11 protein-coding genes, 1 tRNA gene and 2 pseudogenes are annotated in these 11,926 nt (G+C 61.3%); 11 read left to right on the top strand and 3 right to left on the bottom strand.

Going from position 1 to position 11,926, the window contains the following annotated elements:
• Positions 1-21: 21 nt before the first annotated feature.
• The 5 genes from T281_RS01590 to T281_RS01570 all read left to right on the top strand — a co-directional run bounded on the left by T281_RS01590 (position 22) and on the right by T281_RS01570 (position 3,914).
• Positions 22-729, top strand: coding sequence for a uroporphyrinogen-III synthase (locus T281_RS01590; RefSeq protein WP_037233087.1), 708 nt, complete (start codon positions 22-24; stop codon positions 727-729).
• A gap of 77 nt (positions 730-806) precedes the next feature.
• The gene (locus tag T281_RS01585) at positions 807-1,046 is read left to right on the top strand and encodes a hypothetical protein (RefSeq protein ID WP_037233085.1); all 240 of its coding nucleotides are present in this window, start codon (positions 807-809) and stop codon (positions 1,044-1,046) included.
• A gap of 4 nt (positions 1,047-1,050) precedes the next feature.
• Entirely contained in the window at positions 1,051-1,860 is an 810-nt protein-coding gene (locus tag T281_RS01580) for a COG4223 family protein (protein WP_037233082.1), read from the top strand.
• Positions 1,861-1,906: 46 nt separating this feature from the next.
• Entirely contained in the window at positions 1,907-3,481 is a 1,575-nt protein-coding gene (locus T281_RS01575) for a heme biosynthesis protein HemY (RefSeq protein ID WP_052036910.1), read from the top strand.
• Between the two features lie 357 nt (positions 3,482-3,838).
• Positions 3,839-3,914: transfer RNA gene (locus T281_RS01570), tRNA-Thr, on the top strand.
• A gap of 203 nt (positions 3,915-4,117) precedes the next feature.
• On the opposite strand, the pseudogene T281_RS01565 reads toward T281_RS01570, so the two are convergent.
• A pseudogene (locus tag T281_RS01565) lies at positions 4,118-4,263 on the bottom strand (IS5/IS1182 family transposase); the annotation flags it as partial.
• On the opposite strand from T281_RS01565, the gene T281_RS01560 reads away from it, so the two are divergent.
• The gene (locus tag T281_RS01560; protein WP_155954986.1) at positions 4,235-4,945 is read left to right on the top strand and encodes a DUF3990 domain-containing protein; all 711 of its coding nucleotides are present in this window, start codon (positions 4,235-4,237) and stop codon (positions 4,943-4,945) included. The pseudogene T281_RS01565 and the gene T281_RS01560 overlap by 29 nt on opposite strands.
• A gap of 507 nt (positions 4,946-5,452) precedes the next feature.
• Positions 5,453-6,721 (top strand): annotated as a pseudogene (locus T281_RS19455) (IS21 family transposase); the annotation flags it as partial.
• Between the two features lie 155 nt (positions 6,722-6,876).
• Here T281_RS19455 and T281_RS18595 read toward each other — a convergent pair.
• Positions 6,877-7,032 carry a hypothetical protein gene (locus T281_RS18595; RefSeq protein WP_155954984.1) on the bottom strand — a complete coding sequence of 52 codons (156 nt, stop codon included), beginning with the start codon at positions 7,030-7,032 and terminating at the stop codon, positions 6,877-6,879.
• A gap of 35 nt (positions 7,033-7,067) precedes the next feature.
• Between T281_RS18595 and istB the strand changes: the two genes are divergently transcribed.
• The 3 genes from istB to T281_RS01540 all read left to right on the top strand — a co-directional run bounded on the left by istB (position 7,068) and on the right by T281_RS01540 (position 11,042).
• The gene (gene istB / locus T281_RS01550) at positions 7,068-7,886 is read left to right on the top strand and encodes an IS21-like element helper ATPase IstB (RefSeq protein WP_037233075.1); all 819 of its coding nucleotides are present in this window, start codon (positions 7,068-7,070) and stop codon (positions 7,884-7,886) included.
• A gap of 670 nt (positions 7,887-8,556) precedes the next feature.
• On the top strand, positions 8,557-9,150 hold the full coding sequence (locus T281_RS01545) for an Arm DNA-binding domain-containing protein (protein ID WP_037233072.1): 594 nt from the start codon (positions 8,557-8,559) through the stop codon (positions 9,148-9,150).
• Positions 9,147-11,042, top strand: coding sequence for a tyrosine-type recombinase/integrase (locus T281_RS01540; RefSeq protein WP_037233070.1), 1,896 nt, complete (start codon positions 9,147-9,149; stop codon positions 11,040-11,042). Before T281_RS01545 ends, T281_RS01540 begins: the two co-directional genes overlap by 4 nt.
• On the opposite strand, the gene T281_RS01535 is transcribed toward T281_RS01540, so the two are convergent.
• Positions 11,033-11,347: a hypothetical protein gene (locus T281_RS01535; protein ID WP_037233067.1), complete on the bottom strand. Its 315-nt coding sequence runs from the start codon at positions 11,345-11,347 to the stop codon at positions 11,033-11,035. The genes T281_RS01540 and T281_RS01535 overlap by 10 nt on opposite strands.
• A 251-nt stretch (positions 11,348-11,598) precedes the next feature.
• Here T281_RS01535 and T281_RS01530 point away from each other — a divergent pair, with 251 nt between their 5' ends.
• Positions 11,599-11,799, top strand: coding sequence for a helix-turn-helix transcriptional regulator (locus T281_RS01530; protein WP_052036906.1), 201 nt, complete (start codon positions 11,599-11,601; stop codon positions 11,797-11,799).
• Positions 11,800-11,926 lie beyond the last annotated feature (127 nt).

Here is an 11,926-nt window from a genome sequence, read left to right as displayed (position 1 = left end):
TTTTTCGACAGCGGAGGCGGAATGCGTTTGCTGGTAACGAGAGCGGAGCAGGACGCCGCGCCGTTTGCGGGCGAATTGCGGGAACTTGGGCATGAGCCTGTGCTCCAGCCGCTCATCGAACTGCGCGCGCTCGATTTCGATGCGGCGGAGCTTGAGGATACGGACGCGCTCATCGTCACGAGCGGCAACACGTTGCGCGCGCTGGAACAGGCGGGCGCAATCGGTGGCCTGGCGCGTTTCCCTATCTATTGCGTGGGTGACGCTACAGCGCGGCGCGCCCGACATTGCGGTCTTCAAAAGCCGCTCGCGGTCGCTGACACAGGCGAACAACTCGCCGCCGCGATCATTGCCATGGCCGCGCCCGGCACACGCTTCGTCCACGTTGCGGGCGAACATCTTTCGTTCGACATCGTCGGAGAATTGACCAGCCACGGCATGCCGTCGCGGTCGCTCGCGGTTTACGTCATGCAAGCCGCCGAGGCGTTCAGACCCGATATCGCCGACATGATCGAACAGGGCACGCTCGACGGGGTGACGTTGCTCTCGCCACGCACGGCCGAAATATACGTTTCATTATGTCACAGGCATCGATTGGCTGAATGCGCTAAAAAACTGTCATATTTTTGCATATCGGAAACAGTAGCGCAGCAACTTCGAACGCTCGAACCGCGTGGCGTTTACATATCCGAAAGGCCGAATCGCAAGGCTCTTCTTGACCTTGTACGTTAGGCGCAACCCTGCCCTTCCGCGACCACGATCCTGTGGAAGATGGCGCTTGCAAAAAAGATAAATAGGCTGGTCCGACAATGCCCGAAGACAAGAAACCGAGACCGACTATCATCGATGGCGAAAAGGCTCAGCCAGCGGCGGCGGGCGCAGACACCTCGCCCCGGCCGAAACCGCAGATCATCGAGCCGGCGCCGCAGCCCTCTAGCGGAGGCGGCGTTCTGAAGGCGCTGACGGCGGGCGTCATTGGCGGCCTTGTCGGCGCTGGCGTGGTGTATTTCACGGTGCCCACCGACACAAGCGGCGGCGCAACTCGGTGAAGCCGTGCGCGCGCGGCCCGTCGCAGCGGCAGAAGCGAGCCCGGCTCCGGCAGCTCCAGCCGTCGATCTGACCGAGGTCAACAATCGTCTCGACGCGCTTGAGAAGACCGGCAAAGATACGGCCGCCTCGCTGCAATCGGTAACGCAGCGCATCGAAGCCGTCGAGCAGAAGCCCGGCATCGAGCCGAGCAAGGAAGTCGTGGCGGCGGCTGTCGCGGAGCAGATCGCGCCCATCGGGGACCGTATCACGGGCCTTGAACGCGGCCTTGGCGAACGGCGCGCCGACGCCCGCAACGCCGCGCTTTCGCTCGCACTTGCCAATTTCAAGCGCGCGGTCGCCGATGGGCGGCCCTTCGCAGAAGAACTGACGGCCATCGAAAACCTGTCGCCGGAAAAGCTTCCGGTGTCTGAACTCGCCGCCTACAAGGACAAGGGCGTGCCCTCCATCGCCGCGCTGCGGACGAGTTTCGAGGATGCGGCGCGCGTGGCGATCCAGCGGCATTATCAGAAGCAGTCGCCCGACAGCGTTGTGGGCCAGGTGATGGCGCGCGCACGCTCCGCAGTGCAGGTCAAGCCGTCCGGCGATGGCGGCGATACGGTCGAGGCCATCCTCGGGCGAGTTTCGTCCGCGCTGAAGGCCGGAAATGCCGCAGGTGCCCTTGCGGCGGCGGAAACGCTTCCCGCTACGGCGAAGGACGAAATCGGCGCGTGGCTTGAGCAGGTGAAAGCCCGCGTCGCTGCCGACGAAGCCGTAAAGAACACCGATCAGCAGATTATCGCGTCCCTGACGAAGCCCCAGGCCGCCCAGAACTGAACAACCGGCAACCAAGCGCGAACTCGCTAACTTTGGAATCTAAGTCATGACCCGCCTCATCGGCTATTTCGTGATCATCGTCCTTGTCGCCGTCGGGTTTGCCTGGATCGCGGACCGGCCGGGTAACGTCACCATCCAGTGGCTCGGCTATGACATCCAGACGAGCGTCTTCATCGGTTCGGTAGCTCTGCTGCTGGCCTTTGTCATCGTGTTCCTTTTGGGATGGCTCGGCCTCCTCACATGGACGGGCCCGAAGAAGTTTCGCGGCAGGGTCCAGCGCCGCCGCCAGCGCGTCGGTCAGGAAGCCGTGCGTCGCGGCATTTTCGCAGCAGGCGCGGGCGATAAGTCCGCCGCGCTCAAGGCGGACGCGATCGCGAGGCGCACCGTTCCAAACGAGCCGCTCGCCCTTCTGCTCCAGGCGCAGTCGGCGCAGTTGAACGAGGATTCGATTGCATCGCGGCAGGCGTTCGAGCGCATGCTCGAAAAGCCGGAAATGGCAGAGCTTGGCCTTCGCGGACTTTACATGGAAGCGAAGAAGGCGAACCAGAACGAGGCCGCCAAGCAGTTTGCGGAACGCGCGCTGGCCGCGAATCCCGCGCTGGCGTGGTCTTCGAGTGCGCTGTTCGAGATCCAGTCCCGCGAGGGTGACTGGCGGGCCGCGCTGAAAACCCTTCAGATCGCGAAGGAACATCGTCATCTCGCCAAGCCCGAAGCCGACCGGCGCCGTTCGCTGCTTCTGACGCAGCTCGCCATCGAGTTGGAAGACTCGCAGCCAAGCAAGGCGCTCGCCTACGCGACGGAAGCTTTCGACCTGTCGCCGACTCTGATCCCCGCCGCTGTGGTTGCAGGGCGCATCCTGACCACGCAGGGCCAGACATCGCGCGCGACGAAAATACTCACGCAGGCATGGCGCTCGACGCAGCATCCGGAAATCGCGCTGACCTTTGCCCACGCACGGCGCGGCGACTCGCCTCGTGATCGCCTCGCCCGCGTGAAGTCGCTCGTCGCGGCTGGGTCGCAGACGCTCGAAGGCGCGGTTGCGGTTGCGGTATCCGCCATCGACGCGCAGGAATGGAAGACGGCGCGGCTTGCGCTCGAACCCTATCTCGCCAACAATCCGCCTGCGCGCGTTTGCCGCCTGATGGCGCGCATTGAGGCCGGGCAGAATCGCGATTCGGGTCGTGCGCGCGAATGGCTCGCGAAGGCGGCGCGTGGCGCTCCGGACCCGGTCTGGGTTGCGCCGGACGGAACCGTTTCGGCCGAATGGCAGCCGATTTCCCCGACCACCGGCGCGCTTGGCAGTTTCGAGTGGAAGACGCCACCTGCCAACGCCACAGCGAGCCCCGACGACTTCGCCGCCGAGATCTCTGCCCTCGACGTGGTGTCGCTAGAAGGCGAATCGTTGCCCGACACCTATACAAAGGCCAAGGGCTTGTCCGGCCGTTCGAACGAGCCGGTCGACGTGGTCGCATCTCCGGTCGGCAAGGACGGTTCCGACGCGAAGACGCCGCCCACGCCCGCTAATGACACGGCGACATCGAATGCTCTGGTTACAACTCCAGAAACGACCGTGGAAGCCGAAGAGGTTACGACGTCGGTCGACCGGTTCCGTCGTCGCTAACAGGTGAGTGATCGTTGCTGGCGCGCACGTCGCGTCGGTGACACGGACTTCTGGATCGTGCGGTCGTGATCTCTCCGCAGGGAGCAGAGGCACCGATGGCCTTTGCGAGAAGGTCGGACGGGCGCTCGCGTGCTCACCGTGCTGTTGCGTCGACCACCAGACCTTGCAGCGTGGTGCCGCGCCTGAATTAAGAGACGACGCTAGACAGGGCTTTGCGTAAACCGGTGACCGCGACCCCTCCGAGCAAGCGCCGTGCATGCGAAGCATTCCATCCGATGGTCCGCCAAAATTTGTTCAAAGCGGGCTTGCACCGCGAGAAGTCCGTTGCTATGCATGTCACGCGGGATTCCCCGCATCGCCGCTTTAGCTCAGCCGGTAGAGCACCTCATTCGTAATGAGGGGGTCGCGTGTTCGAGTCACGCAAGCGGCACCACTTCCCTGCCAATTCCGAATTGCAAAACGCCGTTCCCGAGCGCACTCCGGTGCAATCGGGAGTAAACGGCGAACGGTGTCGAGGCGGTGCGTCGAAGGGCGACGCGCGCCGTGGTTACACGGCGGTTACAAGTGCAAAAGCTTGAGATTCACCTAAGGATCGGGTTCATACAAGACGTGTCGCTCTGCTCAGCAGCCATTCAGCTGGGCATAGAGATGTTTGTCCAGCTTGCGCGCGAGGGATTGTTGGGGATGACCGCCACGGCGCCTTTTTCGGCGATGGCGTCGCGCAGACGATCGCTGTCGTAAACCGTGTCGGCCATGACAATGTCGGCGGGCAGTCCTTCGATCCGAGGCGCTGCGCTGCGGCCGGCCAAGACCGCGGCGAAGGCGATCAACGGCGGTGGCACCATCGCCGACGATCTCGCAAGGTCGGTCGGCGAGCCGAGCTTTGCCCAAAGCCCGAAGCCCGTCTTCGGCACCACGGTGCAGCTGACCGATGATGTGGCGCTCACCGACGGCACGCAAATGGCCAAAGGCAGCGTCGTCACCGCAGTCGAGAACGGCTACAAGCTGGTCACGCCAGATGGCATCTCCTATCCCGTTCCCACTGAGGCGAAGCCCGGCGAGTTCCTCGCTTTGCCGTCACCTGTACTGACACTGGAAGCAAAGCTGAAACAGGCAGCCGACAGCGTTACTTTCTATCATGCAACTACCGAAGCCGGAGCCGATTCCATAATAAAAAAATGTATAAATCTATCTGAGTCTCGCATAAACACTGATTTTGCAAATGGCTATTATACAACGATTGACAGTGCGCAATCACTTGAACGAGCAGCCAAGGTGGCGGCACGAGCAGGGGATGATAATTCTGGCGTAGTGTTAGAGTATATCGTTTCAAAAGCTGAATTAGAATATTTAAAACACTGGACATGGGAACGAAAACGCCATCGTCTTTGGCTCGTTTCTTTCGACTTAACAGAAGTGGCGGAAGAATGCACCAATACGGTATCGTTTCGGGCCGATGCTTAAAAATCCCCAAGGCTTGCTCAACGGCGAACCAATGGAGATATTTTTCCAGCAAACATCGTGGCATACCCCGAAAGCAATAGAAATTTTACAAAAAAACTTAAAAGCGATCAATAGATAGTAGCGACGATCTGTTCGACGAAGTCGACAAAAAAGCACCCGACGCAAAAGTTGCGATCGATAATCTTTCCGATGCCATAGCATCTAAATACAATGATATGGAAGGGATGCAATGTGGTGGACTAATCCGCCTGATTTAAAACCACTTCCATATAGCCAGAAATAAACCTATTCATAGGTATTATGAGCGCTCCATCGCTTATCTGCGCCGCGACAAACAAGATGAGAGGGCAGCGTCAATCAGGATGAGACTGCCGGGGTTAACTGACGGAAGGAGGGCGCAGCCCGACTGACGGCGGTTATCCGCGGCGGCGTTTTTTCGAACCCGTCTGGCGGTCGAGCGGGACGGCGTCAAGCTACTGATTCGTCTCAATCTCGAGGGATCATCGCTTGCCCGGCCTCCACATCACCGACCATCAGGCTGTATATGAGTTTCCGACAGACCCACGACACCGCTGTTGCCGCCGCCAAGGTTAGCTTCAGCACCCGCGAGCGGCTACCGGATCGAGAACGATCCGCGTCTGCCCTCCCAAAAGAAGGCGCCGCGCGGACGCCGGCGGCCCGATCCGCTCGCTGAGATATGGGACGCCGAGGTCGTTCCGATCCTGAAAGCGGCGCCGGGCATCTGGTCGATCGCCGTGTTCGACGAGATCCGGCGGCGGCATCCCGGCCTTAATCCCAATATACGGCGCACGCTGGAACGACGGATGCGAACCTGGCGCGCCGTCGAAGGGCCAGAGCGCGATGTCATCTTCCGCCAGGGACTTCACGGACACGAGCGAGCTTTGCATTACGATTGCGGGCGTCGCGCTCGATCATCGGCTCTATCACTTCCGGCTGGCGTTCTCGGGCTTCGCACACGCTGGCCGAGGGTCTGCAGAACGCGCTCTGGGCGCTCGGCGGCGTGCCGAAGGAACATCGCAGCGACAGCCTGTCGGCGGCGTACCGCAATCTGGACAAGACAGCAAAGGACGACCTGACCCAGCGTTACGAGAGCCTCATGCGTCACTACGGGATGGCGCCGACGCGCAACAATCGCGGCATCGCGCATGAGAACGGGTCTATTGAAAGCGCCCATGGTCATCTGAAGAGGGCGCTCAAGGACGCGCTTCTGCTCCGCGGCAGCAGCGACTTCGAAGACCTCGACAGCTACCGCGGCTTCGTCGACGAGATCGTCGGCCGGCGCAATGCTCATAACCGCAAGCGCATCGAACTGGAGCGGGCAACCCTTACCCCGCTGCCGAAGCGGCGCACCGCCGATTACGAGGAGAAGCCCGTCACGGTCACGTCGAGCGGCGGCTTCTGCGCCGGGTGTTCTACACCACGCCGTCGCGGCTGATCGGTCATCGCCTGCGCGTTCGGATCTACGACGGCCGCCTTGAATGCTTTCTCGGCTCGACGCTTGTGATGACACTCAAACGCGGGCAGCCGGTCTCGGACAAGAAGGGCGGGCACGTGGTCGATTACCGCCATGTCATTCACGCGCTCCGCAAGAAGCCGATGGCGCTCAATAATCTTGCCTATCGCGACCAGCTGTTCCCGCATGCGGCTTATCGAAAAGCCTTCGAGGCGTTGCGCGGCGGCGAAAAGCGAGCGTGCAAGGTGACGGTCGAACTGCTGGCGCTGGCGCACGATCGCGGCTGCGAGGCTGAACTGGCCCAGTGCTCTGGCGCATACGTTTGGTCCACGTTGCTGCTCGCTCCCCAGCAAACGTATGCGCCTCAAAGAGCACTAGCAACCAATTGATTCTAGTGCAGTTTCGAATTTTACATTTGATGAGGGTGCCACCAGCGGGTGTGAAACAAATGTAAAATTCACTCCACCAGGCTATCGACGCCGCGCTTCATTCCGGCCAGACGCTGGACCTTGCCAGATTGCGCGAACGCTTCGGAGCGCCCCAGGCCTCGGCGCCCGTTGTCGAGGTGAACCTCGCGCCGCTCCATGCTTACGATGAGCTTGCCGCCGTTCACCCTGTCGGGCCGGCCTTCAGCCTGGAGGCAGCAGCATGACAACCGCGACTATCGACGCCGCTCGCCTCGAGCTTTTGCTGACCGAACTCCGCCTGCCGGGCATCAAGCCGATATGGGACAGGCTTGCCGAGCAATCCGACAAGGAGGGCTGGCCGGCGGCCCGCTTCCTGGCAGCCCTTGCCGAGCACGAACTCGCCGACCGAGGTCGCCGGCGCATCGAACGCCATATGGCCGAGGCGCGTCTGCCGGCAGGAAAGACGCTTGCCGCCTTCGACTTCGAAACCGTGCCGATGGTCTCAAAGGCCCAGGTGATGGCGCTGGCCTCTGGCGACGCATGGCTCGGCAAAGGCGCCAACATCTTGTTGTTCGGCCCTCCGGGCGTGGGCAAAAGCCATCTGGCGGCAGCGCTCGGCCTGGCGCTGGTCGAAAACGGCTGGCGGGTGCTGTTCACGCGCACCACCGATCTTGTGCAACGCCTTCAGGTCGCCCGCCGCGAACTGGCTCTTGAAAGCGCGATCGCCAAACTCGACCGCTACGACCTCCTTATCCTCGACGACATCGCCTACGTCACCAAGGATCAGGCCGAGACCAGCGTCCTGTTCGAGTTGATCGCTGCACGCTATGAGCGGCGATCCCTGCTGATCACGGCCAACCAGCCGTTCGGCGAGTGGGGCAAGATCTTCCCCGATCAGGCCATGACGCTCGCGGCCATCGACCGCCTCGTCCATCATGCAACGATCCTGGAAATGAACGTCGAAAGCTACCGGCGGCGCGAAGCCCTCGAGCGAAAGCGCGGACGCGGACGCCCGGCCGCCAACGCGACAATCAAGAAAACCGGAACATCCGAAGGCTGATTGACGCTCCCCGTCAATCAAAGGCCTTGCCAGGAACGCGCCGAGCGACAATCATCATATCGCTCGGCTGCCTCGTCTCGTCTCATCCTGATTGACGCGCCGTTCTCACCCAAATTGTCGCGCTACAGCTTATCGGCTGGCGCGGGTGACGGTTTAGGGCGCGGGGCAGCGTCGGCTCGTTTCCCCTGTCGTAGAGACGAGAAAAGAGGGGGAGTAGCTTTGCGGGCGATCCTCACCCTCATCAAATGGCGAATATGGGGATGTAATCTCGATGCTTTACGTAGAGACGGGGCTGGACATCGGTTTAGACATTGCCGATTTTTGGGTGTAACCGACAAAAGGGCGATGGAGGGTGTCGCAAGAGTTACCGAATAAACGAGGCGATTGTTACCCTCGCTGTTACCCAGATACTTTAGATTGCCCGACATCAAGGGTCTAACCCCTTGATTTTAATGGTGGGCGCACAAGGATTCGAACCTTGGACCCGCTGATTAAGAGTATGCGGGTAACGATAATCTCCAGTTTCATGATGTTTCCCTTGATGGCAATAAGTTCGATAAAACAGCATCATGTGTACCCTTGAGTTGCACCTGATTTCCTTACATATTCTCCACGGTGACGATTTGGTGACGACTCAACGCCAAGAATCGTCACGACGGGGGATCAAGCAATGACGGATTCCAAGGGGAAAGACACCGGGCGCAAGGAGCGCATAACCAAGCGCTCGATTGATGCTTTGCGAAGCGATGCGCAAGTCCGCGCGAGGACGCTGTATCTCAGAGACACGGAGACAACCGGTTTCGGGGCCGTCGCCACAAAGACCGGCGCATGCTCTTACTTCGTGGAGTACCGCCTTGGCGGACGCGGCACGACGCAGAAGCGTGTCACGCTCGGCAAGCATGGCGTGCTCACACCGGAGCAAGCGCGCGGCATCGCAAAGGAGGAACTCGGCAAGGTCGCGCGGGGAACCGATGTCGCCCAGGCCAAGAAGGATGAAAGAGCGAAGCTGACTGGCCTCACCTTCGCGGAAGCGGTTGACCGCTACCTTTCGCTTCACGCAAGGCCGACGCGATACTGGCGGCAGAAGGCGACAAGACTCGGCTCATCCGACACGAAGGCGTTTCGCACGCGACCGATCGCGCTCATCACGCGGGGGCATATCGCGGCCGCCATCGACGAGGTGGAGAAGCGATCAGTTTCAGCCGCGCGCGCGTTGTTCTCCGACATTCGCCCATCTTCGCCTGGGCGCTCGACCGCGCCATGATCGAAGCGAACCCCATGGAAGGCATGCGCGGCCCTGCCACGTCCGAAGCCCGCGACCGCGTGCTGAGCGATGAGGAGTTGCGGGCCTTCTGGAAGGCCGCCAGCGATGAAGACTGGCCCTTCGAGAACATCTTCAAGCTCTTGCTGCTGACGGCACAGCGCCGCGAAGAAGTGGCCGCCATGCGCTGGGCCGAACTCGACCTCGATGCCGCGTCATGGACCATCGCGAAGGAGCGTTGCAAGAACGGCAAGGAGCACACCGTCGATTTGCACTCGTCCGCAGTCGCGCTGCTCGATCCCCTTGGCGATGCCATGGCGGCTCGCGTGGTCAAGGCGCGAGCCTGGGCCGATGAAGGCTCCGATGAGATTGTGTTCACGACCACGGTCGACACGCTGGCGGATCGACTCAACCAGCACGGCATCACGGCCGACAGAGTGCGCGATGCGATTATCCCGCGTCTCTCGCCACAGCTTGTGGCGCGTGGGTTCGACCCAGATCAGATGACCAATATAATCATGGGGCGGCTACAGGGGCAGACGAATGCGCAGATTGCGCAGGCGAACAACCTGCACCCGGACACGGTGGCGCGGTACTGGGGTGTTTACCAGGAAGCCAACCCGACGCCGCTGAATCTCATCGAATTTGCGGACGAGATCGCCGGGCGCGCGGCGGGTCAATCGCTGGCGCGAGACGCCCGCGCTGATTTCATTCTGTCACGCGACGAAGTGGGTGCGAACCGGCTTTTTCAGCGCCAGGCGGAGCAACCCGAGCGCATGACGCGCATGTTTCGTGGCGGCGATTACGACGCAGCGGAGGCGGCGGCACAGCAGCAGCTCAGAAGTGACATGCGAACGGCTTACGACGCCTTCTATGCGCAGCAGCCGCTTGATCTTGGACAGAACGCAAGCCAGGTGCTCGCTACACTGAACGGCGACCGCTTCTTCCGTCGTGCCGTTGAGAACGCTCGCCAGCAGGCCGTCATGGAAGCGCGGGCGCACAATGCTCGCAACCCTGGCAACCCAATGCCTGTTCCATCGAACCGCATGGAGTTGACACCGCAGGTGATCGACTACACGCAGCGTGCTCTGCGAGCGGCAGCCGAAAGTCGGACAAACCCGCTCGAAGCGCGGCATGCGCAGAATTTGCGCAGCGTGTTTCTCGACGAGATGGATCGCACCTATCCGAACACGTGGCCGCAGATCCGGCGGCAATACGCGGACGCGATGACCACGCAAGGGGCGGGCGAACTCGCCGCCAACATGGCGAATCCGAAGCGCACGACGAACCAGATCCGCGAGGCGCTGGCGGAGTTCCAGAACATGAACGCGCCCCAGCAGGAACTTTTCCGGTTGGCCTTCGAACGCAACCTGGTCGGGCAAATCCGCAGCGTGATTGATGACACGGGCGCGGCGAACCAGTTCATGACGCCAGCGTGGCGCGATTTCATTCGCGAGATTTACCCGGCTGGCGACGCCGCGCGCATCATCCGCAACATGAGCCGCGAGAGGGCGACGACGCGAACTACACAGACGGTGTTCGGCAACTCGAACACGGCACAGACGACATTCGATGTCGGTGAGGCGCTGACCGGGGCGAAAGCTGCGGCGGGCATGGCAACGGGCAATGTGCGGGCAATCCTCGACAACCTTGCGGAGCGTATCAGCCGTCAGATCGGCGGCGCGCAGGCCCGTGAACGTCTACGCATGCTGACGGAAACCGATCCCGGGACGGTGCTGCGCAACCTGCTTCAGATGTCGGCATCGGCACGCACGCGGGCGGAGCGACAGGAATATCTTGCCGCGATTCGGGAGATCAGATCCTCGTCGCCCAGGATGCGGCAGATCGGGGTGCTGGGCGCCGATGTTGAGCGGCGGCTTCCGTCCTATCGGTGACTGCCGAAAACGCCTTCCAGAAAGGTGCGGGCGCCCGAATTCAGGTGGTAGAACGAAACCACCATAGCGGCGAAGATCATCAGCTTCAGCCACCAGTAAGGCCCCATGATCGGGCGCCCCGCTTCTTCCATCTCGGGCGAGTTGGGATGAACCCAAACACCCGGCTCCAGTTCGATGAGGTCTTCGAGGCCCTTCGTTGGCGGCGTCGGCTTTGGCTCATGCACGCGACTGATGATGTAGGCGAACAGCAGAACACCGCCGAAGAGAAGAAGCATGAAGAGGGCGAAGTCATCCGAACGGCTCATGGCAGCACTCCAAGGCGACAGGTCCAGAATGCGCTACTTGGCGAAACCATGAGCGTCGTAGCTTTCCCGTGCATTATAGCGCTCAGGCTGATTAGAACTTTCGGGTTGTCGGCTCGCTCGAGTCGAATGAAACCGTCGTAGTCTTCGGCTGGTCTCAATGTCGACTCGTAGTCTTGTTTCGGCAATAGCAGTTTCCCCGAAGTGCAGCGAAATTTTGCGAGTTGTTCCCGATCTCACGGAGATGCTGCAAAATGCAACTGCAACCGAAGCGCCTGAACGCGAGAGACGCTGCCGCTTACCTCGGATTGAGCTACAGCCTGATCTGCAAATTGCGTGTGTACGGCGGCGGCCCTCGCTACGCGAAGCTCGCGCGGCGAGTGGTCTACGATATCGCAGACCTCGATGCCTGGGTGGCGAAGCGCGCTCGCATGAACACCTCCGAAGCCGCGTGAGTGCACCGCATCATGGACAAAATGCAAAACCCCGGCGGGGAGGCCGGGGCTGATAAAAACGCGTGCTCAGACAATAGGTTGCCGCCTCACGACTCGCAAGAGGTCCGCGCTGCGTTTCTCGATGCGA

Source organism: Rhodomicrobium udaipurense JA643 (assembly GCF_000636015.1).
GTDB classification, from domain to species: Bacteria; Pseudomonadota; Alphaproteobacteria; order Rhizobiales; family Rhodomicrobiaceae; genus Rhodomicrobium; species Rhodomicrobium udaipurense.
Note: the sequence above shows the minus strand (reverse complement) of the source record. Positions and strands in the feature narration are given on the sequence as shown.